Raw genomic sequence first — 23,226 nt, forward strand, 5'->3', positions numbered from 1 at the left:
GTTCAGACCTTGAAGCTGCTGACGCCAACCCGCAGGTTGCTGGCCACCTGATTCAGCTCGTCGATTGCCGCGCCGGCCTGACGCAGGGTGTCTACGGTCTGGCTGCTGGCTTCGCTCAACTGCACCAGTGCCTGGTTGATTTGCTCGGCACCGGTCGACTGCGCCTGCATGCCCTCGTTGACCATCTGGATACGGGGGGCGAGGGCCTGCACTTGCTGGATGATCTGTGCCAGTTGGTCACCCATCTGCGCCATTTCGCCAATGCCGCGGCGTACTTCTTCGGAGAACTTGTCCATGCCCATTACCCCGGCCGATACAGCGGACTGGATTTCGCGCACCATTTGCTCGATATCGTAGGTGGCCACTGCGGTCTGATCGGCCAGGCGCCGCACTTCCACCGCTACCACGGCAAAGCCTTTGCCGTATTCGCCGGCCTTTTCTGCTTCGATGGCGGCGTTAAGGGAGAGCAGGTTGGTCTGGTCCGCCACTTTGACGATGGTGGTGACCACGTGGTTGATGTTGCCGGCCTTCTCATTGAGGATCGACAGTTTGCCATTGACCACATCGGCGGCGCCCATGACCTGACGCATGATTTCTTCCATGCGGGTCAGCCCCAGCTGGCCGGTGCCGGCGAGCATCGAGGTCTGTTCGGCGTTGTCGGACACCTCACCCATGGTGCGCACCAGGTCGCGCGAGGTGGCGGCGATCTCGCGTGAAGTGGCACCAATTTCCGTCGTGGTGGCCGCCGTTTCGGTGGCCGTGGCCTGCTGCTGGCGCGAGGTGGCGGCGATTTCGGTGACCGAGGTGGTCATCTGCACGGCCGAGCGCTGGGCATGGCCGACCAGGGTCTTGAGCTCACCGACCATGCTGTTGAAGCCGGTCTCGATGGCGTGAAATTCATCACTGCGCTGCATATTCAGGCGCACGGACAGGTCGCCGCTTTCGAGGGTTTTGAGGGTGCTGACAATGTGGTCGATTGGGCGGGTGATGGCTTGCAGCAGCAGCCAGCCGCAGACCCCGGCGACCGCGATGGTCAACAGGATGGCCAACAGGGTCGCGATTTCCAGCGAGCGTACGGCGTCACGGATTTCACTCGCGCCATCTTCTGCGAGGGTTCTGTTCAGTTCGACCAGCTCGCTCAGGGTTTGCAGGCCCTTGTCCCATTCCGGTAGCACGTGTTCGGTGCTGAACCTGCGACCCTGGGGCAGGGTGCCGTCTTGCAGGATGTTGAGTAACTGGTTGTGTAGCACCAGGTACTGCCGATGCTGTTGGCTGAACTGGTTGGCCAGTTGCGCTTCGCGCTCATTGATATTGGTCTGCAGGTAGCGGGCGAGCAGGCCATCAAGCACTTCTTCAATGGCGGCAAACTGCGCCTGGGCGCTGTCGAACTCTGCGGCATCACCTTCGTCGTCGAGACGCAGCATCAGACGCCGGGTTTCCAGCATATGGCCGGCCCAGGAGCTCTGGATCTTGCTGATGTAATAGACCCCAGGGAGGGAATTGCTTTGCATCTGCTCTGCTTCGCCTTCAATCGAAACCATGCGCAGATAGGAGGTCGTGGCGAGCAGAAGCAAGATGGCGATAAGGGCGGCAAAACTGGCAATGATGCGGTTGCGTACGGTTAACTTCATCCCTTTATCCTTCAGCTGCTGATGGAGCCGATAGTCGTGCGTAGTGGTGGCCGCTGCCTTGCAAGCCCTGATTGGCTGCGGGAGGAGCGGCTGAATGTGGTCGTGCTGTCGAGGTCATGCTACTGATCGGCTCACAGCCCGCCAACCAGTTATAGCGCGTAAGTCGCGACTCTACCGTAGCTTGGCAGGCCCGATGCTTTGGCGTGTTGGCTGGCTATGCGTGCCGACGGCAAATCACAGGCAATAAAAAAGCCGGCTTGTGGCCGGCTTTTAGGGGGTGGGCACTACTTATTTTTGGTAAGCAGCGACCGCCTTGTTAATCAGGCTGCGAGCCTCGTCGGCGCCAGCCCAGCCTTCAACCTTGACCCACTTGCCTTTCTCGAGATCTTTGTAGTTCTCGAAGAAGTGCTTGATCTGCTCGATCAGCAGCGGGGGCAGGTCGGTGTATTCCTGTACGTCTTTGTACAGCACGCTCAGTTTGTCGTGCGGTACGGCAACCAGCTTGGCATCGCCGCCGGCTTCGTCGCTCATCAGCAGTACGCCAACTGGACGGGCGCGGATAACCGAGCCTGGCGCTACCGGATATGGAGTGACAACCAGCACGTCGAGGGGGTCACCGTCGTCCGCCAGGGTGTGCGGGATAAAACCGTAGTTGGCCGGGTAGAACATCGGGGTGGCCATGAAGCGGTCGACCATCAGGCAATCGGTGTCGTGGTCGATTTCGTATTTGATCGGCGCGTGGTTGGCCGGGATCTCGATGGCGACGTAGATGTCGTTCGGCAGGTCTTTACCGGCTGGGATCTTGCTGTAGCTCATGGGGCGACTCCCGAAGGGTGGGCCAAAAAAGTGGCGCGATTATAGGCATATTCACCAGGGGTTGCTACGCCGGGATGCCTAGCCATTGGTCGCGAACTCATGGTCTTCGGTTCTGACCTGATAGTCCGGGTTGCTCGCCTGCAACTGCTGCAGGCGGGCCAGCGGGTCCTGCCGATAGAACAGCGCCAGTTGCGCGTACACCGCCGGGAAGGCGCCGGCGAGCAGGTCCGGGGCGCTGAAGAAGTATTCGCTGGTGACGGCGAAGAATTCTGCCGGGTTTTCCGCTGCATAAGGGTCGATGGCGGTGTCGGCCTCGGGATTGGCATCCAGCTCTGCATTCATCTGATCAAAGGCGCTCTGCATGGCCTCGGCCCAGTCCTGAATGGCCATGTTGCTGTGCAGGGGCGGCAAACCGTTGGCGTCGCCGTTAAGCATGTCCAGTTTGTGCGCCAGCTCGTGGATCACCAGGTTGTAACCGTCCCATTGGCCGCTGGCCTGCACGCCGGGCCAGGCGAGGATCACCGGGCCTTGCTGCCAGGCTTCGCCGCTGTGCTCGGCGTCCCATTCGTGGACTACGCCGCTGGCGTCGCGGTGGCGCTGCGGGCTGACGAAGTCATCTGGGTAGAGGACGATCTCATGGAAGCCCTGATACCAGTTGAGATCAGCCAGGTGCAGCAGTGGTAGCTCGGCCTGCACCGCCAGCAGCAGGCGTGCCTGGCCGTCCAGCTCAACGCCGGGCAGGGCGCTGAGGTGCTTGTGATGGAGAAATAGCACGGCGCGTTCACGCAGGCGCTGTTGTTCGGCTTCATCCAGGCCGTCGAGGATCGGCAAGTGCTGCAACACCGCCTGCCATTGGGCACTGCTGACGGGATGACGGGCAAGGATGCGCTGGCGACGCCAGGCGCGGAGCGACCACATGGACTCTGCTCGGACGGTGGAAAGCGCCCACCATAAGCCGGGTGTCAATGCTGGGCAAGTCGGCACAAAGGCTGCAACGGCAGGCTTATCCGCGACCTGGGAGGGCTGCCAATGTCGATCGAGCGTCTGCATCATCCCACCGTACAATTGCTTTGCGGTCACGGCCTCGACCTGCCAAGCCAGGCCGCACGGGCCCGCGCGACCTGGCTGCCGGGGCGGGAAGGCCGGCCGGCGGTGCTTCTGGTAGCGCTGCTCTGGGCGCGCGAATGCACTGATGTGGTGCACACCCTGGAGTCCTACCTGGACGGCCTGCTGGCTGATTGCTGTTGTACCCCCAGCGGCTGGAGCGAAGCCCAGGCGGCACGGCAGGTGCTGGCTGCGTTCAATCAGCAGCTGTTTCGTCAACGCCAGGCGGGACGCAGCATCGCGCAACTGAATGCCGGGTTGCTGTTGCTGCAGAACGGCGAGGCGCAGTTTCTTCAGGCTGGGGCCATCGGTTTACGGCGCTATCAAGGCGGCACCATGCAGAGCCTGATCGGTCGTGATGGCCTGCAGCTGGGCGCACAGGCCGAACTGGCGCTGGTGCAGCACAGCCTGACTCTGAACCCTGGTGAGCTATTGCTGCTGGCACCGCAGCCGCTGCTGGATGTGGCGGACTTGCAAGGCTTTTGCGGCGCGGGCGATACCCTGCAAGGCGATCCATTGCCGGAGCTGCTTGCGCCATTGCTGCAAGCCCCCGGTGCAGCTGTTTTATTGCTGCCGGGCGAAGCCGATAGCGCGCCAGAGCTGGCTCCGCGCAAGCCCTGGCGTGCGGTGGTCGATGCGCAACCTGGTTTGCAGCTGGATGGCTGGGTGCTGCTCTCGGCCTGCCCCTACGGTCCACCGGGGCGGGTGTTTCGCGCCACCGATCCGCATGGGCGTGAGGCCATGCTGTGGCTGGCCGAGCGGGATGCGGATGAAGCCTTCTGGCAGCGCGAGTGGGTGTTACGGCGCAGTCCGCTGGCCAGCCTGGCGCAGGTGCTGTCTTCGCATCAGCCGCGTGAGCATGCTTTCTGGCTGTTCGAGCCTGCGGGCAAGGGTATGCGTAACCTGAACGACTGGGTGGCGTCCCACGGCCCGGTCGATGGTTTGACGATACTGGCTGTGCTCGAACAGTTGATCGCCGCCGTGCGCGGTTTGCAGCGACGCGGCATGCAGGGGCTGTGGCTGGACCCGCGCAATATTCTGCTGGATGACGGCGGCCGCCTGCTGTTGCTGCCCGAACATGCCGCGCTATTGCCTGGGGTAGCGCCGCAGGCAATACCCGCGCAGGCGGTGCCGCTGGCGCCCGAGGTGCGCGCCGGGCAGGCCGTGGATGGCCGCGCCGATCAGTTCGCCCTGGCAGCGCTGGCCTATTGGCTGTTCGGTGGGCGTTGGCCCGAGGCGGCGCAGGCGGATGCGGGCGCTCATAGCCGTTATATGCCATTGGCGCAGTTCAGCATGCGGGTGCCAATCGGCTGGGATGGTGTGCTGGCACGGGCGCTGGCGCCCAGGCCTGAAGCGCGCTTCGAGGCGCTGTCGGAGTTTGAGCAGGCGTTGCGTCAGCCGTTACTGCACCAACCGGCACCTTCGCGTCGCACACGGCGCTATCGGCAGGGTTGGCACCTGGCGGCGCTGGCTCTGCTGGGGCTGCAACTGGGTGTGGGTTTGTGGCTTAGCCTGGACGGCTGAGGGGCTTAGCCAGCGGCGCACTGTGCGTCGCTGGCTGGGCAGGTTACGGCGCGGTGAAGTCTTCGGTGATCGGCAGGACAAAGCTCTTGAACTCGGTGTCTTCCTTGAAGCCGATGGATTCGTAGAGCTTGTGGGCGACCTCGTTGTCGACGCTGGAGGCCACGCGCAGACGCACAGCGTTGGTTTCCTTGGCCATCTGCTTGGCGGTCTGGATCAGACGGTCGGCCACCAGCTGGCGGCGTGCATCCTGGCAAACGTAGATGTCGTTGAGAATCCACACGCGCTTGAGCGACAGCGAGGAGAAGCTCGAATAGAGCTGGCAGAAACCAAGAATCTTCTCTTCATCATCTGCCATGGCCAGGTAGATCACCGATTCCTTGCGGCTGATGCGCTTTTCCAGAAATTTGCGCGAGGAGTCGGGGTAGGGCAGCTGGCCGAAGTGTTCGCGGTAATTGACGAACAGTGGCGTGAGTTGATCCAGGTGCTCCAGGGTCGCTTGGACGATGCGCATGGTGAGCCTCTACTTAAAGTCATGTGGATGGCTTCGGCAACACGGCAGCGCTGCCTGCGAACGACCCCGATGCTGCCTAAAGCTTTTGGAAAGTGCAATCCAAACAAGCGTTTGGTTGTAGTTTGCGGAAATTCCCTATCATCCAAGCAGAAAGTTCTCGCGCGGCACCCCGCCGGCCAGCAGCGGCACTTCGGCCTCATCCTTGAGATTGACCCCCGACAGTTGGCGGCGGCAGGCCTCGCGCATCAGGTACAGCAGGCGGTGGCTGGCCATGGCGTAGCTCAGTCCTTCCTGGCGCACGTTGGAGATGCAGTTGCGGTAGGCGTCGGTCAGGCCGACCTTGGGTGCGTAGGTGAAGTACAGCCCCAGGCTGTCCGGTGAACTCAGGCCGGGGCGTTCGCCGATCAGAATCACCACCATGCGTGCGCCGAGCAGTTCGGCCACTTCATCGGCTACCGCCACGCGGCCTTGGCTGACCAGGGAGACGGGCGCCACGCTCCAGCCTTCGGCAGCGGCCTGCTCCTCGATATGCGCCACCATGGGCAGGGCGTTGCGGTGCACGGCCAGGGCGGACAGGCCGTCGGCGATGACAATGGCCAGGTCGTAGCCGTCCGGATTATTTTCGCGGTGCTGACCCAGCAGCTCGGCGGATTCATGGCTTAAGCGCCGACCGAGATCCGGGCGTTGCAGGTAGGTGTCGCGGTCCTTGGCGGCGCTGTGCAGCAGCAGGCTTTGCCGATGCTGGTGAGCCAGGCCGGCGGCCAATGCGCCGTGATCAAACGGCAGGTGCACGGCATCGCGAGCCTGGGCGTGGGCGAACTGGAAGTCCAGCTGGGCGCGGGTCGGCATGCTGGTGCCGGCGCGGCCGAGGGCGATACGTGCCGGGGTGAGGTTACGCAGTTGCTGCCAGGGATTTTCGCTGGCGCCGCTGAGTGGGCTGTCATCGTACATAAGCGGCTCCTTAGTTAACCAAGCTGCGCCAACGCCTGACGAAACGCCGGCGGCAGGCTGTTGCCCATGCGCGGGCGACCATCGGCCTGAGTGAAAATACCCATGCGCTGCAGCCAGCCTTCGAACTCAGGGGCCGGTTTCAGCCCAAGGCTCTGCCGCGCATACAGTGCGTCGTGAAAGGAGGTGGTCTGGTAATTGAGCATCACGTCGTCAGAGCCGGGGATGCCCATGATGAAGTTGATCCCGGCCACGCCCAGCAGGGTCAGCAGCACGTCCATATCGTCCTGATCGGCTTCGGCGTGGTTGGTGTAGCAGATGTCGCAGCCCATCGGCAGGCCCAGCAGCTTGCCGCAGAAGTGGTCTTCCAGGCCGGCGCGGATGATCTGCTTACCGTTATACAGGTACTCCGGGCCGATAAAACCGACCACGGTATTCACCAGAAATGGTTTGAAATGCCGCGCCACCGCATAGGCGCGGGTCTCGCAGGTCTGTTGGTCGAGGCCATGGTGCGCGCCAGCGGACAGCGCGCTGCCCTGGCCTGTCTCGAAATACATCAGGTTGTTGCCCAAGGTGCCGCGTTTGAGGCTCAGGCCGGCGTCGTAGCCTTCCTGGAGGATCTTCAGGCTGACGCCAAAGCTGGCGTTGGCCGCCTCGGTGCCGGCAATCGACTGGAACACCAGGTCCAGCGGTACGCCACGGTTGATCGCCTCGATCGAGGTGGTGACGTGGGTCAGCACGCAGGCCTGGGTGGGGATTTCATAACGCTGAATGATGCTGTCGAGCATCTTCAGCATGTCGCAGATCGAACTGATGCTGTCGGTGGCCGGATTGATGCCGATCATGGCGTCGCCGTTGCCGTACAGCAGGCCGTCGAGAATGCTCGCGGCGATGCCGGCCGGCTCATCGGTCGGGTGATTGGGTTGCAGGCGGGTGGACATGCGCCCGCGCAGGCCAACGGTGTTGCGAAAGCGGCTGACCACACGGATTTTCTGCGCCACCAGCACCAGGTCCTGCACGCGCATGATCTTCGATACCGCAGCGGCCATTTCCGGCGTCAGGCCGGGGGCGAGGGCGCGCAGGCTGGCTTCATCGGCGCTATCGCCGAGCAGCCAGTCGCGAAAGCCTCCGACGGTCAGGTGGCTGACCGGGGCGAAGGCCGCCGCATCATGGCTGTCGATAATCAGCCGGGTGACCTCATCCGCTTCGTAGGGAATCAGTGCCTCGGTAAGGAAGTGTTTGAGCGGAATATCGGCCAGGGCCATTTGCGCCGCCACCCGTTCACCGGCATTGCTCGCGGCAACGCCTGCGAGATAGTCGCCAGAGCGCGCCGGGCTGGCCTTGGCCATCACTTCGGCGAGGCTGTCGAAACGGTAGGTTTCACCGCCTACCGTATGCTGAAAACTGGACATTGCGTGTCTCCCAAACGTCACGTTGGCGCAGCACGATCATGCTGCGCCAACGTGACGGGTATTACTTGAGTGCGGCCTCGGCTTTACCGATGGCAACGAATTCTTCTTCCGGCGTACCGGCCACCAGGTGATGGCGACTGTACAGGGCGAAGTAAGCGATCAGCACGGCGTAGATAATCGCGGCACCAATCACCACCCGTGGGTCGACCAGGAAACCGGCCACCACGGCCACGCAGGCCAGCACCAGGGCGATGCCCGAGGTAACGATGCCGCCTGGGGTGCGATACGGGCGATGCATTTCCGGACGACGCACGCGCAGGGTGATATGTGCGGCCATCATCAGCACGTAGGAGATGGTGGCGCCAAACACCGCCACCAGAATCAGCAGGTCACCCTGGCCAGTCAGCGACAGGGCAAAGCCGATCAGGCCGGGCACGATCAGCGCCAGCACCGGCGCCTTGTTCTTGTTGGTCAGCGACAGCGAACGCGGCAGGTAGCCGGCGCGCGACAGGGCGAAGATCTGCCGGGAGTAGGCGTAGATGATCGAGAAGAAGCTGGCAATCAAACCGGCCAGGCCGATCAGGTTGACGAAGCTGCTCATCCAGGTGGATTCGCCGTAGGCAATGGTCAGGGCTTCCACCAGCGGGTTGCCGGAGGCCAACAGCGCCTTGGCGCCGGCGCCGCCTGGGCCAATCAGCAGAATCAGCAGAGCAAAGGCCAGCAGCACCAGCATGGCGCCGATCAGCCCGCGTGGCATATCGCGCTGCGGGTTGCGGGTTTCTTCAGCGGCCAGCGGCACGCCTTCGACCGCGAGGAAGAACCAGATCGCATAGGGGATCGCCGCCCACACGCCGACATAGCCGAATGGCAGGAAGCTGCTGGCGCCGGTGGCTTCGGTCACCGGAATATCGAGCAGGTTGGCCACCGAGAAGTGCGGCACCATCGCGACGATAAACACGCCGAGGGCAATCGCCGCCACGGCGGTGATGATAAACATCAGCTTCAGCGCTTCACCGACGCCGAAGATATGGATGCCGATAAACAGCACATAGAAGGCCAGGTAGATCGCCCAGCCGCCTATGCCGAACAGCGACTCGCAGTAGGCACCGATAAACACCGCAATCGCCGCTGGGGCAATGGCGTATTCGATCAGGATTGCCGTACCGGTAAGAAAACCGCCCAAGGGCCCGAAGGCGCTGCGGGCAAAGCCATAGCCACCGCCAGCGGTGGGGATCATTGAGGACAGTTCAGCCAGGGAGAAGCACATGCACAGGTACATCAGCGCCATCAGCAGGGTGGCGAGAAACATACCGCCCCAACCGCCCTGGGCTAGACCGAAGTTCCAGCCGGCGTAATCGCCGGAAATCACGTAGGCCACGCCCAGGCCGACGAGCAATACCCAGCCTGCGGCGCCCTTCTTCAATTGCCTGCTTTGGAAGTAATCGGCATCGACCTGCTCTAAATCGGTGCCTTGCGGTAGACCTACCGCACTGATTTGTTCTGCTGCCATGGGAATTCCTTATCAACAAGCTGGCCGCAGCGCTCGCCCGGTCAGGCTTGTAGGTATTTGAGGGAAAGTGTTACCCAGTGGATCAGCAACCGCTGTGCCAACTACGCCTCTGGTCTAGACCTGGGCGTGGGCTGGCAGGCCGATGTCGTTTCCGAGCATCGGCTGCGGTTGCGCAGGGGCTTAGAAAAAGCCGAGTGGGTTGATGTCGTAGCTCACCAACAGGTTCTTGGTCTGCTGATAGTGGTCGAGCATCATCTTGTGGGTTTCACGGCCGACACCGGACTTCTTGTAGCCGCCGAAGGCGGCATGCGCCGGGTACAGGTGGTAGCAGTTGGTCCACACGCGCCCGGCCTTGATCGCCCGGCCCATGCGGTAGGCGCGGTTGATGTCGCGGGTCCACAGGCCGGCGCCGAGGCCGAACTCGGTGTCGTTGGCAATCGCCAGGGCTTCGGCTTCGTCCTTGAAGGTGGTGACGCTGACCACCGGGCCGAAGATTTCTTCCTGGAACACGCGCATCTTGTTGTGGCCCTTGAGCAGGGTCGGCTGGATGTAATAACCGCCGTCCAGGGTGCCGCTGAGGCGTTCCACTGCGCCGCCGGTGAGCAGTTCGGCGCCTTCCTGCTTGGCGATTTCCAGGTAGCTGAGGATTTTGTCGAACTGCTGCTCGGACGCCTGGGCGCCGACCATGGTGTCGGTGTCTAGCGGGTCGCCGCGTTTGATCTGCTCGACCTTCTTCATCACCTCTTTCATAAAGGCTGGGTAGATCGATTCCTGCACCAGGGCACGGGATGGGCAGGTGCACACCTCACCCTGGTTGAAGAAGGCCAGCACCAGGCCTTCGGCAGCTTTTTCGATAAAGCTCGGTTCGGCCTGCATGATGTCTTCGAAGAAGATATTCGGCGACTTGCCGCCCAGCTCCACGGTGCTCGGGATGATGTTTTCGGCGGCGCATTTCATGATGTGCGCGCCAACCGGGGTCGAGCCGGTAAAGGCGATCTTAGCGATGCGTTTGCTGGTAGCCAGGGCTTCGCCGGCTTCCTTGCCGAAACCTTGCACCACGTTGAGCACGCCCGGCGGCAGCAGGTCGCCGATCAGCTCCATCAGCACGCTGATGCCCAGCGGCGTTTGCTCGGCCGGTTTCAACACCACGCAGTTGCCGGCGGCCAGGGCCGGGGCGAGTTTCCAGGCGGCCATCAGCAGTGGGAAGTTCCACGGGATGATCTGCCCGACCACGCCCAGCGGTTCATGGATGTGATAGGCCACGGTGTTGCCGTCGATCTCGGCAGCCGAGCCTTCCTGGGCGCGCAGGCAACCGGCGAAGTAGCGGAAGTGGTCGGCGGCCAGGGGAATATCGGCATTCAGGGTTTCGCGCACGGCCTTGCCGTTGTCCCAGGTTTCGGTGATGGCCAGCACTTCCAGGTTGGCCTCGATGCGGTCGGCGATCTTCAGCAGGGTCAGCGAGCGCTCCTGCACCGAAGTGCTGCCCCAGGCATCGGCGGCGGCGTGGGCTGCGTCGAGGGCCTTGTCGATATCCTCGGCAGTGGAGCGCGGGAACTCGGCAATCGGCAGGCCGTTCACCGGCGAGGTATTGGTGAAGTACTGGCCTTTGACCGGCGCGACAAACTCGCCGCCGATGTAGTTGCCGTAACGGGATTTAAAGGAAACGAGGGCACCTTCGGTACCTGGATGGGCGTAACGCATGCTAAATATCTCCTGGTTCTTATGCTTGTTCTGGTGATGCAGCGAGAGGCGCGCAGTGGCGCTTGAACAGACACAGAGCAAGGGCTGGGCCAGGCATGCGATATGCCGGTTCTAGAGCGGTTGCGTGACATTCGCTGGGAGCTTGCGCTGCGCGAGTTGTATCAGCCCTGATACAGCCCGCGTGACACTCTGTACCAGGGGCGATACAGCGCGGTGACTCGCCGGTCAGCGTGTCTTGCAATAGCCGGAAAGCTGGTGGATGCTCGGCCATCACGTGCAACTCCTAGCAGGCCGTTGAAAACGTAGGCGAGGCCGGCAAGACAAGGCAAAAACAGGCGAGGAAGCGGAGTTTACTGGTGTAAATGAGCATTCCGAGCCTGTTTTTAACGAAGTATTGCCAACGCAGGTAGTTTCTCAACGGCCTGCTACTGCGGAGAACAATAACAATGCATAACCATGCAAGCCGCCACGCCCAGCAGGTGCTGACCGTGGCCCAAGGGCGCGGCCAACTCGCCGGCCCGGCTGCCGATTCCTCGGTGGCGCGCTCCTGGCTGCGCTGCCTGCAGCAGCATCACCTCGACCCGGCGCAGAGCATGCCGCCGGCAGTGATTGAGCACGCGCACATGCTGGAACGGCGCGAGCAGTTGCAGCAGGTGCTGGAGATTTCCAGTAACGAGATGAACAGCCTGCACCGCCAGCTTGCCGGTTCCGGCCATGCCGTGCTGCTCACCGATGCGCGCGGGGTGATCCTTAACTGCGTCACCGAACAGGCGGAAAAACGTACATTCGAGCAAGCGGGCCTATGGCTTGGTGCCGACTGGAGCGAAGCCTGCGAAGGCACCAACGGCATCGGCACCTGCCTGGTCGAGCGCCAGCCGCTGACCATCCACCAGAACGAACATTTCCGCAGCCGGCATACCGGGCTGACCTGCTCTGCCAGCCCGGTGTTCGACCCGCATGGCGAGTTGCTGGCGGTGCTGGATGTGTCCTCGGCGCGGTACGACGTGTCGCGGCAGAGCCAGTTCCACACCATGGCCCTGGTCAACCTGTCGGCCAAGGCCATCGAAGGCTGCCATTTCCTGCGCAGCTATGAGGGCGAGTGGCTGCTGCGCTTTCACGCCCAGGCCGAATATATCGGCCAGTTCAGCGAGGGCCTGCTGGCTTTCGACGGCGATGGACGCGTGAGTGCGGTCAATCAGAGCGCGATCAACCTGCTCGGCCTGTCGCGCCGGCAACTGCTCGGGCGCACCTTGGTCGAGGTGTTTGACTGCCGCCTGGATGACCTGCTCGGCCGCGCCTCGGCGCAGCCCAGTGCCAGTTGGCCGCTGTATACCCAGCGCGGCCAGCTGCTGTTTGCCATGTTGCGTGGCCAGCCCCGGCGCAGTGCCCAAGCGCTGGCTTTGGCGAGCGTGGCTACGCCAGGGCTGTGCCTGGCTGACCCAGATTTGCAGAGTGATTTCCGCCGTGCCCTGCGGGTATACGAGCGCGATGTGCCGCTGCTGATTGGCGGCGAAACCGGCACCGGAAAGGAAGCCTTTGCCAAGGCCCTGCATCAGGTCAGCTCGCGTGGCGGTAAGCCATTTGTCGCACTGAACTGCGCGGCGATTCCTGAAAGCCTGATCGAGAGCGAACTGTTCGGTTATCGCGGCGGCAGCTTTACCGGTGCGCGCAAGGAAGGCATGCGCGGCAAGCTGCAGCAGGCCGATGGCGGCACGCTGTTCCTCGATGAGATCGGCGATATGCCGCTGGCGCTGCAAACCCGTTTGCTGCGCGTGCTGGAAGAGCGCCGGGTCGAGCCGATTGGTGGTGAATCGCAGGCCATCGATGTGCGAGTGATCAGCGCCAGCCATCGCGACCTAACCCAGCGAGTAGCCAGCGGCGAGTTTCGCCAGGACCTGTTCTATCGCCTTAATGGCTTGGTGATCGAGCTGCCGCCGCTGCGTGAGCGCAGCGACAAGCTGGCATTGTTGGATTTTCTGCTGGCCGAAGAGGCGCGTGGGCAATCTGCGCGGCTTGATGATGTGGCCCGCGAGGCGCTGCTGGCTTACCCCTGGCCTGGCAATGTGCGCCAGCTGCGCAATGTGCTGCGCACCCTCTGCGCCCTGTGCGAAAACGGCGTGATCAGCCACGCCGAACTGCCCGCCGAGATTCGCCATGCCCGTCCTGCGCAGGCGCTGTTGCCGGTGGCCAAACCCGACCAGTTGGCTGATGCCGAACGCGCCGCGCTGCTTGCGGTCCTAGAGGCGCAGCACTGGCAGATGAGCCGCAGCGCCGAGCAGCTGGGCATCAGTCGCAACACCCTGTACCGCAAGTTGCGTAAACACGGGATCAATTTGCGCTCAACGCTTTGAGCTGCGCCTGTTGAACCACGCCCCGCAGCGCGCCGCCAGGCCTCTGCGGGGCGGCGGCGCTGTGCTAATCTGCGGCCAGTTTTTATCCCGCCTTATTCACCGGCTCTGACGACGCCTGCAAGGTAAATCATGCATATCCATATTCTCGGCATCTGCGGCACTTTTATGGGCTCGCTGGCCGTGCTGGCCAAGGAACTCGGCCATCGCGTGACTGGCTCCGACGCCAATGTCTACCCGCCTATGAGCACCCAGTTGGAGGCTCAGGGCATCGAACTGACCCAGGGCTATGACGCCGCCCAACTCGACCCCGCGCCGGACTTGGTGGTGGTCGGCAACGCTCTGTCGCGCGGCAACCCGGCCGTGGAATATGTGCTGAACAAAGGCCTGCCCTACGTGAGCGGCCCGCAGTGGCTGGCCGACCATGTGCTGCAGGGCCGTTGGGTGATGGCGGTGGCCGGCACCCATGGTAAAACCAGCAGTTCGAGCATGCTGGCCTGGGTGCTGGAGCATGCCGGCATGAGCCCAGGCTTTCTGATTGGCGGCGTGCCACAGAACTTCGGTATTTCCGCGCGTCTGGGTGGCACGCCGTTCTTTGTGGTCGAGGCCGACGAATACGACAGCGCCTTCTTCGACAAGCGCAGCAAGTTCGTCCACTACCGTCCGCGCACCGCGATTCTGAATAATCTTGAGTTCGATCACGCGGATATCTTCCCGGATCTGGCGGCCATCGAGCGGCAATTCCACCATCTGGTGCGTACCATTCCGGGCGACGGCTTGATCATTCATCCGACCACCGAACCTGCGCTTAAGCGGGTAATCGAGATGGGTTGCTGGACTCCGGTGCAAACCACAGGTGAAGGCGGTCAGTGGCAGGCGCGCCTGCTTAGCGCCGACGGCTCGCGCTTCGAGGTGAGTTTCGAGGGCAAGGTTGCCGGCACAGTGGACTGGCAACTGACCGGCCAACACAACGTCGCCAATGCCCTGGCGGTATTGGCGGCGGCGCGGCATGTCGGCGTGGTGCCGGAGCTGGGCATCGCCGCGCTGTGCGGCTTTATCAACGCCAAGCGGCGCATGGAGAAGGTCGCCGAAGTGAAGGGCGTGACCATCTTCGACGACTTCGCCCATCACCCGACGGCGATTGCCACTACCCTCGATGGCCTGCGTAAACGCATCGGTGACGCCAAATTGATCGCCATTGTCGAGCCGCGTTCCAACTCGATGAAGCTCGGCGCGCACCGTGATGGCCTGCCGGAATCCGTGGTGCAGGCGGATTCGGTGTACTGGTACGCGCCGCCGAATCTCGGCTGGGATCTGGCCGGCACCGTGGCTACGTCGACCGTGCCGACTCAGGTCTGCGATTCCTTGGAAGCGATCATTGCAGGGGTCAAGGCAGAAGCGGCACCGGGCACCCAGGTCGTGGTGATGAGCAACGGCGGCTTTGGCGGCTTGCATGGCAAGCTGGCTGCGGCCCTGGAGGCGTAAATGTCTGGACCCGAGAGAATCACCCTGGCCATGACCGGCGCCTCCGGCGCTCAGTACGGCCTGCGCCTGCTCGACTGCCTGGTGCAGGAAGACCGTGAGGTGCACTTTCTGATTTCCAAGGCCGCGCAACTGGTGATGGCCACCGAAACCGATGTCAGCCTGCCGAGCAAGCCGCAAGCCATGCAGGCATTTCTGAGCGAGTACACCGGCGCCGCGCCGGGGCAGATTCGCGTGTACGGCAAGGAAGACTGGATGGCCCCGGTGGCCTCCGGTTCCGGCGCACCCTCAGCGATGGTGGTGGTGCCCTGCAGTACTGGCACGTTATCGGCCATCGCCACTGGGGCCTGCAATAACCTGATCGAGCGCGCCGCCGATGTCGCCCTCAAGGAGCGTCGCCAGCTGATTCTGGTGCCGCGCGAGGCACCGTTCTCCAGCATCCATCTGGAAAATATGCTCAAGCTGTCGAACATGGGCGCAACCATCCTGCCGGCCGCTCCAGGCTTTTATCACCAGCCGCAAACCATCGATGACCTGATCGATTTCGTCGTGGCGCGCATCCTCAACTGCCTGGGTGTGCCCCAGGACATGCTGCCGCGCTGGGGTGAGCACCATCAGATCACCCCGGATGAATAAGCTTCTGGCCCGCGCGCTTGTCTGCCTGCTGCTGAGCCTTACCCTCAGCGGCTGCGCCACGGTGCGCACCCTGGATGCCGCCAAGCCAGATGCTCCGGTGGTGTATGCAGGTACGCGGCTGAACCTGTATGCGCTGCAAGGCGGTTGCTGCGCCACTGACCGTTTCGGCGCCGAGGCCCCGGCTTATCCAGCCGCCGACCTGCCGGTTAGCGCGTTGTTGGATACCCTATTGTTGCCGCTGTCTCTGGCCACCGCCATCGGCCTTAACCTGGGCATCAGCGGCGGGTTGTGACGGGGCTCATACGTCCGGAATACTGGTCGCTTTATCCTGCCAGGTGGCCGTCAGTGGCCAGTGCTCAAGGTTCTGCGCCGGCCCCGGTTTGGCAAACAGATAGCCCTGAAAGCGCCTGCACCCCATGCGTTGCAGGGCCTCGTACTGTTCCTGGGTTTCCACTCCTTCGGCGGTTACGTCCAGGTCGAGATTGGCGCCCAGAGCCAGGATGGTGCGCACGATGGCGGCGTCGCTGGGTTGTTCGAGCAGATCGCGGACGAAGGACTGGTCGATCTTCAGCTGATCCAGTGGCAGGCGCTTGAGGTAGTTGAGCGAGGAGTAGCCGGCGCCGAAATCGTCCAGTGCCAGGTGTACGCCGCGTGCTTTCAGCTGGCTCATCTTGCCGATTAGCACTTCCACGTCTTCCACCAGTTGGCTTTCGGTCAGTTCCAGCTCCAGGCGCTGAGGGTTGGCGCCGCTTTCAGCGAGGGTGGCGAAGACGTCTTCGACAAAGTCAGGGTGGTGGAACTGCCTGGCACTGACGTTGACCGCCAGGGTCAACTGCGCCAGTTGCGGGTGTGCGGCCCAGGCCACCAGTTGCTGACAGGCGCTTTGCAGGATCAAACGGCCCAACGGCAGAATCAGTCCGGTGCTCTCTGCCAACGGAATAAATTCGCCCGGCGGTACCAGCCCGCGCGTGGGGTGTTGCCAGCGCACCAGGGCCTCGGCACCGACCAGCTGCCCTTGAGCATCCACCTGGGGCTGGTAGTGCAGGATAAAGTCGCGCTGGCCAAGGCTTTGACGCAGGTCGCTTTCCAGGCTGGCGCGGGCGCTGACTTCGGCCTGCATCGTTGGGTCGAAAAAGCGCATGGCGTTGCGGCCGGCAGCTTTGGCCTGGTACATGGCCATATCGGCACGCTTGAGCACTTCATCGACCGTGCTGCTCTCGTGGGGAAATAGCGCGATGCCGATGCTGGCCGTGCTGATATGGCTGTGGTTTTGCAGGGCATAGGGCGCCGCCAGCGCCTCAATTATTTTCCGGCTGACACTCTCGACCTGTTGGCCCGCCTGAGCGGGTTTAAGGCTGAGACCTTCGAGCATCAGCACAAACTCATCGCCGCCGAGTCGGGCCAGGGTGTCCTGGGCGCGCACATGGCTGCTCAGGCGTTCGGCTACCTGCTGCAGCAACTGGTCGCCCATGTCATGGCCGAGGGTGTCGTTAAGATCCTTGAAGTTGTCCAGATCGATGAACAGCAACGCGCCCTGTTGCAGGCCGCGTGCATGTTTGGCCAGCGCCTGTTGCAGGCGGTCGAGTAACAGGCGGCGATTGGGTAGGCCGGTGAGTGGGTCGTAGAAGGCCAGCTGGTTGATCTTTTCCAGGTTTTTCTTGTGCTCAGTGATGTCGGTGGAGATGCCGCACAGCGCGTAGATCTTGCCGTGACTGTCGCGCAGCGGCAGCTTGACCGAGAGGAAGGCGTGCTGCGTGCTGCCATCCAGGCTGCGGTTGATTTCCTCGGTTTGCACCCGCTCACCGAGCTTGAGCACGCGTCGATCGTTATCGTGCAGGTTGGTGGCGGTGTCGAGGTCGAAGAACTGGTCATCGGTCTTGCCGATAACCTGTTCGAGGTCCTGGCCGAACAGCTCGCAGACCTTGCGGTTGGCGTACTGGTAACGCAGCTGCGCGTCCTTGATATAGATATAGGCTTCGACGCTGTTGAGGATGGTATTCAGGCGCTCTTCGCTGGTCAGTAGATGGCGGGTTTTCTCGCGTACCTGACGGCGCAGCAGCAATGCGCCACCGAGGGCGGCAATCAGCAACAGCGCGAGGGTGCTCAGGCCCCACCAGACACTGGTCGGGATCAGCAGGCGCGGCCGTTCACCGCCCCAGCGTTGTAGACTCTGGTAGTAGATTGAGGAGGGTGAGTCCTGCCAGTTCGCCAGGTGCTGGTCGATGGCGGCCAGCAGGTCGGCGTTCTGTCCTTTGCGCGTGGCGTAGAACAGCTGCGCCGGTTGAAACATGATCGAAGAGCTTTGCAGTTGATAGCTCGGCGCATGAAAGTCACCAAAGCGCTGGTTGGCCACTACTGCGTCGGCTTGTCCGTCAGCCACCTGTGCAAAGCCCTGCGGCAGGCTGGGGACGCCAATTAACTGGGCTTTCAGACCAAAGCTTTCGAGCAGTCCGCGCAGGTATTCCTCCTGCACCGAGCCTTGCAATACGGCAATGCGCAGGCCTTTGAGGTCGAGTATCGATTTGAGCTGCAGGCTTTCGTTGCTGTAGACCTGCGACCAGCTGACCAGTGACGGAACCTTGTGGAAATCGAGAACCTGAGCACGGCTATCGTTGTAGGCCACATCGGGCAGCAGGTCGACTTCACCGCTCTGCGCCAGCGCCAGGCACTCCTGCCATTCGCAGGGCCTGGGGCGCAGTTGCCAGTCTTCCTGGTTGGCGATTTCGTTCAGCAGTTCGCCGAGGATGCCGGAGAGTTTGCCGTCCTGGCCGAGGAGGATTTTCGGCTCGTTGGCGTACACCCCCACGCTGACCTCGCGTGACTGCGCGCTGCTTGGCAGGGCAGTCGTAAGGCCCGCGGCAAATAGCAGCGCAGTGCTGAGATGGCGAAATAACAGGCGCTTCATGCGTGAGCCAACTTCCATACGAGAGTCCATGGCCTAACGATAGTCAGAATATGGCCTAGGTGCAGGTGGCTAATGGCAATTGGCTATTTATGCGGGCTAATGAGCCCAGCCTTGGTAGATATAGGTCATGGGCTTTGGACCTTTGAGATAGCGGTTGCTCAGTTCGCCAATCTGAAAACCGCCTGCGGTGATCAGCGCCTGGATATCGCGATTGAGGTGACAGCCGCCGGCCAGCGGCTTCCACAGCGGCGTCAGGCGGTTCTGCCAGCGCAGCACGGGCAGTTCCGGAGCCAGTCCATGCTCGCAGAACAGCAGGCGACCGCCCGGCTTGAGCACGCGGCGCATTTCTTTCAGCGCGGCTACAGCATCGGGGATGGTGCACAGGGTAAAGGTGCAGACGATGCAGTCGAAGCTGGCGTCGTCGGCCTGAATCTGCCCCAGTTCGAGGGCAATCATCTCCACTGGAATGCTGATCGCGGCGGCCCGCTGCCGGGCCAGTTTCTGCATATCGGCACTCGGGTCGACACCAATGATGACGCTGACCTTTTCAGCGTCATAGAACGCCAGGTTAAGGCCGCTGCCGATGCCGATTTCCAGCACCCGGCCATGGGCCTGGGGCACCAGTTGCGAGCGGGCTTTCATCACCGCGCCCATGCCGCAGGCGAAGTCGATCAGGTGTGGCAGCAGGTAGCGGTCATACAGGCCCACGGGGTGCCCTCGGCAGGGTTATTCAGCGTCGTCCGACAGATCACTGTTGTCACCGCTGATCGCGGCAAAACACTTGATCAAATGTGTGTCGGTAGTGCCGCTGATGCGCCAGGCATCGGCCTCACCATCAAAGCGTGCGGCTATCACCTGGGTCAGGCTGAAGTGCCATTTGCGCAGGGCGCGGCCATCCATGCATTCGATGCTGAGCAGCGGTGTGTCGCTAGCGGGCGGGTTTCCGGCCTGGTGCTGGGCCAGTTGTTCGGCGTTCAGGCGGAATTGCCAGGCATGCAGGTCGTCGATTTCCAGCATGTCGGCACCGCTCAGGGCGCTGATCAGGTCGTGCGGGGTGGTGCTCATAGGTCGTTAGCTTCTTGATTAACGGCGGTTAGCGGCCGAGACGGCGCAGTTGGTCTGATTCGATTACCCGAGTGCCGGCATCCTCTTCCAGGGCCAGGCGCCACAGCGCGCGGGCCAGTACGGTGGCTTCGATGCCCCGGTATTTGCCTGGCAGCCAGCGCATAAAGGGCGCGGCCAAGCGCTCGCCAAGGCGAAATTCCTGGCGGGTGCCAAGCAGCAGCGAAGGGCGGACGATGGTCAATTGCGGCCAGTCCTGAGCGCGCAGGGTCTGCTCCATTTGGCCTTTGACCTTGTTGTAGAACACGGTGGAGTTGGCATCTGCACCCAGGGCGCTGATCACCAGCAGGTGACGTGCACCCATGGCGCGGGCGCGTTCGGCGAAGGCAATCACCAGGTCATGATCGACCGCGCGAAAAGCCTCTTGCGAGCCGGCCTGTTTGATCGTGCTGCCCAGGCAGCAAAAGGCGGTATCGACCTTGCCGCTCAGTTCCGGCAGCAAGGTCAGCAGTTCGCCTTGCGGGTTTTCCAGGTGTGCGTGCGCTGCCAGCGGGCGGCGGCTGGGGGCCAGTACGCGAGCAACTGTGGGCTCGTTCAGCAGGCGGTCCAGCAGGTGCTCGCCGGTAAGTCCGGTGGCGCCTGCGAGAAGGATGTGCTGTGGCGTCAAATACATAGTGTGAGGTTCTCCGCTGATATCAATCAGCTTATCAGGCCGTTGGTGGCGCGCATGACTGTTATGGGTTGACCGCAGATTGCGCCTCAAGTGCATTGTTCAGGGCGCGCTCGGCCTGCTGTTCGCGCAGCTTGCGCCACTGGGCGAGCACCGCTTTGGCAGGCCAGATCTGCGGTTCGGAGGGTTCGAAACCGTCGGCTTTTTCGCGTTCGGCAACGCTGGCCTGGGCCAGCTTGAAGGCACGCTGCAGGTCGTCGGTTTGCTGCAGGGCTTCAGCAAAAAGGGCGCGGCCGAAATAAGTGAAGTCGTTTTCCTCCGAGCAACCGAAGGACACCCGGTCGGCCCGGGCTGCGGTGATCACCAGGGTCTTGCCATCCTGCAGTTTGGGGATAAAACCGCCGGAGTAGCAGGCCGAGATCACCAGTACCTTGTGCCGATTTTTCAGCGGTTCGAGCAGGGCGGCGAGTTCGCTGGCGGGCAGGTCGTTGAGCTGCAGTCGCGGCTGGTCGAGGTTCAGCTCGTGCTGGGCTGAGCCGTGGCTGGTCAGGTAGATAAAGATCAGGTCTTCCTCGCCGCTGCGTTCGGCCAATGCCTGAATGCTGCGGCCTAGGCTGGCGCTGGTGGCCAGCGGGCGATCGGTCAGGTGATCGCGGTGGTTGACCAGGGTGATCAGGCCGTGGGCGGCGAAGCGATCCTGCAGCAGGTTGCCGACATAGTCGGCCTCGCGCATAAATACGCTCTGCTTGCCGTCGCCGGCCAGGGTCAGGGCGTAGAGTTCGATGTCTGGGGTTGAAACAGGCAGCTTGGCGATGGCGGCATCGAGCAGTCGGCCTTGTTCCAGCAGGCCAGTGGCGAGGTCGTCGGGTATAGCCTTGCCCTGAGCGTCACGCGTCAGTCGGCCGTTCTGCCAGGTACCGCTTTGCTGGCTGCCATCGACCAGAGTCAGGCTGCCGGCACCCTGGTATTGGCCGTAGGCAAAGTTGCCTTGATAGACACTGCCATCAGCCAGGTTCAGGCGACCTTCACCGTGGTAGCCCCAGTCGCTGAACTGGCCGGCGTAATGGCTGCCGTCGCTGCCCTTGAACTCACCTTTGCCGGTGAGGCTGCCATGGGCGAAACGCCCGCTCCAGACTTCGCCATCGGCACTTTGGTAGCGACCCTTGCCGTGGAACTGGTTGTCACGGAACTGGCCGCTGTAGAGGTCGCCGTCGAGATTCTTAAAGCTGCCCTGGCCATTGAGCTGGCTGTTGTCGAAGGTGCCGGTGTAGGCATTGCCCTCCGCGTCGGTCAGCACGCCCTGGCCGTCAGGTTCGCCCTTTTTGAACTGGCCCTGGAAGCTGGCGCCGTTGCTCCATTGCAGCTTGCCCAGGCCGTTGTATTGGCCTTTGCTGAATTCGCCACGGTATTCCAGCTGGTTGCTTTTCAGGTGGCCTTCGCCGCTGGGCATGCCGTTGACAAATCCGCCCTCGTAACGGCTGCCGTCGCTGTAGGTGAGGCTGCCCTGGCCGTGGAAGTCTCCGTTCTGAAACTCGCCACTGTAGAACTCGCCGTGCTTGCTGCGCCATTCGCCCTGGCCGTTGAACTGGCCGTCCTTGAACAGCCCATCGTAGTAACTGCCATCGCTGTAATCCAGGCGCCCAGGGCCTTGCAGCAGGCCGTCGACCACTTCGCCACGGTAGCGCCCGCCATCGGGTAGCACGGCATCCGGTGGCAACAAGGGTTCGCCATCGCCACAGGCGACAAGCAGCAGGGCGAGGCTCAGTGGAGCCAGGAGGGAGAGACGGCGCATGCAGAAAATCCAGGCTGGAAGGTCGTTGCCGAGTATGCCTTAAAGTGCTCGAAGTGCCGTGATTGAGCGCACCGGTGCAAGCATAAAAATAAAAAGGCGCACCGGCAGATGCCTGTGCGCCTTGGTCCGGCGGCTGCGATTAGACGAAGCAGAGCGTCAGCGGCTCGGCGATATAGGCGGGTTTTTCCGAGCCTTCAATCTCCAGCACAACCTTGGCCTTGAGCAGCCATTGGCCAGGATTCTTCTCGTGGGCGTCAGTCAGGCTGACCACCAGGCGGACTTTGGAGTTGACCTTCACCGGCTGGATGAAGCGCACGCTATCTAGGCCATAGTTGACCGCCATCTTCAGCCCTTTGGGCATGATCATGATGCCTTCCATCAGCTTGGGCACCAGCGACAGCGAGAGGAAACCGTGGGCGATGGTGCTGCCAAACGGGGTGAGCTTGGCTTTTTCCGGGTCGACGTGGATGAACTGGTGATCGCCTGTGCATTCGGCGAACTGGTTGATGCGCTCCTGGTCGATGGTCAGCCATTCGGAGCGACCGAGTTCTTTACCGATATAGCTGGGCAATTCGGCGGCGGGTACTGATGTCATGGTTTCTCCTTGAAGACGCAAGTGTTGTTTTTTTTGGGGCGTAAATCCTTCTGCCCTAAGATCATCATGGGTTTGCCGTAGGGTCAAGTGCCTCGTATATGCGCCGTAAACGCAGCTCGGCTGCCACGCAACCGCTGTAAACCGGCCCTTGCCGGACGCTTCTGCTTATAATGCGCGGCACTGCGTCTGGGATCATACGATTCGGAGATTACCCATCATGCTGCTACGCGGCCTTTCCTGGCTGGTGCTGTGCCAGTTGCTCGGCACTGCGCTGAATGTCCTGCTGATCCCGATTCTGCCGGGCCCGATCATTGGCATGTTGCTGCTGTTCGGCTTTCTGCTGCTGCGCGGCGAGGTGGGCGAGCCGCTGCACCTGGCCTCCACCAGCCTGCTGAAATACCTGCCGCTGCTGCTGGTACCACCAGCGGTGGGCGTGATGGCTTATGCCGAGGATATCTTTGCCGACTTCTGGGCGATTGCCGGTGCGCTGTTGCTGTCGCTGTTGATCTCCATCGTTTTCGCCGGCTGGCTGATGCAGAAGCTGATTGATCGCCAACAACGCCGGGAGGACGCATGAGT

At 62.4% G+C, this 23,226-nt stretch carries 20 protein-coding genes; 6 read left to right on the forward strand and 14 right to left on the reverse strand.

From position 1 onward, the window contains the following. Nucleotides 1–2 precede the first annotated feature (2 nt). The 3 genes from RHP75_RS03640 to RHP75_RS03650 form a co-directional block, all read right to left on the reverse strand. On the reverse strand, nt 3–1,631 hold the full coding sequence (locus tag RHP75_RS03640) for a methyl-accepting chemotaxis protein (protein ID WP_311090493.1): 1,629 nt from the start codon (nt 1,629–1,631) through the stop codon (nt 3–5). A 288-nt stretch (nt 1,632–1,919) separates the two neighbouring features. Then, nucleotides 1,920–2,447 carry an inorganic diphosphatase gene (gene ppa, locus RHP75_RS03645; RefSeq protein ID WP_311090494.1) on the reverse strand — a complete coding sequence of 176 codons (528 nt, stop codon included), beginning with the start codon at nt 2,445–2,447 and terminating at the stop codon, nt 1,920–1,922. A gap of 78 nt (nt 2,448–2,525) precedes the next feature. Then, a complete protein-coding gene (locus RHP75_RS03650) occupies nt 2,526–3,365 on the reverse strand; it encodes a zinc-dependent peptidase (RefSeq protein ID WP_311090495.1) in 840 nt (279 codons plus the stop codon). Between the two features lie 111 nt (nt 3,366–3,476). Between RHP75_RS03650 and RHP75_RS03655 the strand changes: the two genes are divergently transcribed. Then, nucleotides 3,477–5,075 (forward strand): protein kinase, encoded by a 1,599-nt coding sequence (locus RHP75_RS03655; protein WP_311090496.1) that lies wholly within the window; start codon nt 3,477–3,479, stop codon nt 5,073–5,075. Between the two features lie 43 nt (nt 5,076–5,118). Here the strand turns inward: RHP75_RS03655 and RHP75_RS03660 are convergent, their stop codons facing one another. The 5 genes from RHP75_RS03660 to RHP75_RS03680 all read right to left on the reverse strand — a co-directional run bounded on the left by RHP75_RS03660 (nt 5,119) and on the right by RHP75_RS03680 (nt 11,157). Further along, a complete protein-coding gene (locus tag RHP75_RS03660; protein ID WP_090255651.1) occupies nt 5,119–5,586 on the reverse strand; it encodes a GNAT family N-acetyltransferase in 468 nt (155 codons plus the stop codon). A gap of 138 nt (nt 5,587–5,724) precedes the next feature. Then, entirely contained in the window at nt 5,725–6,537 is an 813-nt protein-coding gene (eutC, locus tag RHP75_RS03665; RefSeq protein ID WP_160089248.1) for an ethanolamine ammonia-lyase subunit EutC, read from the reverse strand. Between the two features lie 14 nt (nt 6,538–6,551). Beyond that, entirely contained in the window at nt 6,552–7,946 is a 1,395-nt protein-coding gene (locus tag RHP75_RS03670) for an ethanolamine ammonia-lyase subunit EutB (protein ID WP_311090497.1), read from the reverse strand. A gap of 61 nt (nt 7,947–8,007) precedes the next feature. Beyond that, on the reverse strand, nt 8,008–9,456 hold the full coding sequence (gene eat / locus RHP75_RS03675) for an ethanolamine permease (RefSeq protein ID WP_311090498.1): 1,449 nt from the start codon (nt 9,454–9,456) through the stop codon (nt 8,008–8,010). 180 nt (nt 9,457–9,636) lie between these two features. Continuing rightward, the gene (locus RHP75_RS03680; protein ID WP_311090499.1) at nt 9,637–11,157 is read right to left on the reverse strand and encodes an aldehyde dehydrogenase family protein; all 1,521 of its coding nucleotides are present in this window, start codon (nt 11,155–11,157) and stop codon (nt 9,637–9,639) included. Between the two features lie 446 nt (nt 11,158–11,603). Here RHP75_RS03680 and RHP75_RS03685 point away from each other — a divergent pair, with 446 nt between their 5' ends. The 4 genes from RHP75_RS03685 to RHP75_RS03700 all read left to right on the forward strand — a co-directional run bounded on the left by RHP75_RS03685 (nt 11,604) and on the right by RHP75_RS03700 (nt 15,915). Then, nucleotides 11,604–13,508 (forward strand): sigma-54-dependent Fis family transcriptional regulator, encoded by a 1,905-nt coding sequence (locus RHP75_RS03685; protein WP_311090500.1) that lies wholly within the window; start codon nt 11,604–11,606, stop codon nt 13,506–13,508. A 129-nt stretch (nt 13,509–13,637) separates the two neighbouring features. Then, nucleotides 13,638–14,990, forward strand: coding sequence for a UDP-N-acetylmuramate:L-alanyl-gamma-D-glutamyl-meso-diaminopimelate ligase (gene mpl, locus RHP75_RS03690; protein WP_311090501.1), 1,353 nt, complete (start codon nt 13,638–13,640; stop codon nt 14,988–14,990). Continuing rightward, the gene (ubiX, locus tag RHP75_RS03695; protein ID WP_311090502.1) at nt 14,991–15,623 is read left to right on the forward strand and encodes a flavin prenyltransferase UbiX; all 633 of its coding nucleotides are present in this window, start codon (nt 14,991–14,993) and stop codon (nt 15,621–15,623) included. Further along, nucleotides 15,616–15,915, forward strand: coding sequence for a YceK/YidQ family lipoprotein (locus RHP75_RS03700; RefSeq protein ID WP_311090503.1), 300 nt, complete (start codon nt 15,616–15,618; stop codon nt 15,913–15,915). The genes ubiX and RHP75_RS03700 overlap by 8 nt, the downstream gene beginning before the upstream one ends. Nucleotides 15,916–15,921: 6 nt before the next feature. Here RHP75_RS03700 and RHP75_RS03705 read toward each other — a convergent pair whose 3' ends face one another. From RHP75_RS03705 to RHP75_RS03730, 6 genes are all read right to left on the reverse strand, one after another. Next, the gene (locus RHP75_RS03705) at nt 15,922–18,528 is read right to left on the reverse strand and encodes an EAL domain-containing protein (protein ID WP_311090504.1); all 2,607 of its coding nucleotides are present in this window, start codon (nt 18,526–18,528) and stop codon (nt 15,922–15,924) included. Between the two features lie 96 nt (nt 18,529–18,624). Beyond that, complete coding sequence (locus RHP75_RS03710) at nt 18,625–19,236, reverse strand: class I SAM-dependent methyltransferase (RefSeq protein WP_311090505.1); 612 nt, start codon at nt 19,234–19,236, stop codon at nt 18,625–18,627. 18 nt (nt 19,237–19,254) lie between these two features. Beyond that, a complete protein-coding gene (locus RHP75_RS03715; RefSeq protein ID WP_311090506.1) occupies nt 19,255–19,593 on the reverse strand; it encodes a DUF5629 family protein in 339 nt (112 codons plus the stop codon). Nucleotides 19,594–19,621: 28 nt separating this feature from the next. After that, complete coding sequence (locus RHP75_RS03720) at nt 19,622–20,263, reverse strand: oxidoreductase (protein WP_311090507.1); 642 nt, start codon at nt 20,261–20,263, stop codon at nt 19,622–19,624. A gap of 61 nt (nt 20,264–20,324) precedes the next feature. Further along, nucleotides 20,325–22,052: a C13 family peptidase gene (locus RHP75_RS03725; RefSeq protein WP_311090508.1), complete on the reverse strand. Its 1,728-nt coding sequence runs from the start codon at nt 22,050–22,052 to the stop codon at nt 20,325–20,327. A 139-nt stretch (nt 22,053–22,191) separates the two neighbouring features. After that, nucleotides 22,192–22,647 carry a MaoC family dehydratase gene (locus RHP75_RS03730; RefSeq protein WP_275961931.1) on the reverse strand — a complete coding sequence of 152 codons (456 nt, stop codon included), beginning with the start codon at nt 22,645–22,647 and terminating at the stop codon, nt 22,192–22,194. 217 nt (nt 22,648–22,864) lie between these two features. On the opposite strand from RHP75_RS03730, the gene RHP75_RS03735 reads away from it, so the two are divergent. Continuing rightward, nucleotides 22,865–23,224, forward strand: a complete 360-nt coding sequence (locus RHP75_RS03735) for a CidA/LrgA family protein (protein WP_160016139.1) — start codon at nt 22,865–22,867, stop codon at nt 23,222–23,224. Nucleotides 23,225–23,226 lie beyond the last annotated feature (2 nt).

Origin of the sequence: Pseudomonas sp. SG20056, from assembly GCF_031764535.1 — a bacterium.
Classification (GTDB): Bacteria; Pseudomonadota; Gammaproteobacteria; order Pseudomonadales; family Pseudomonadaceae; genus Aquipseudomonas.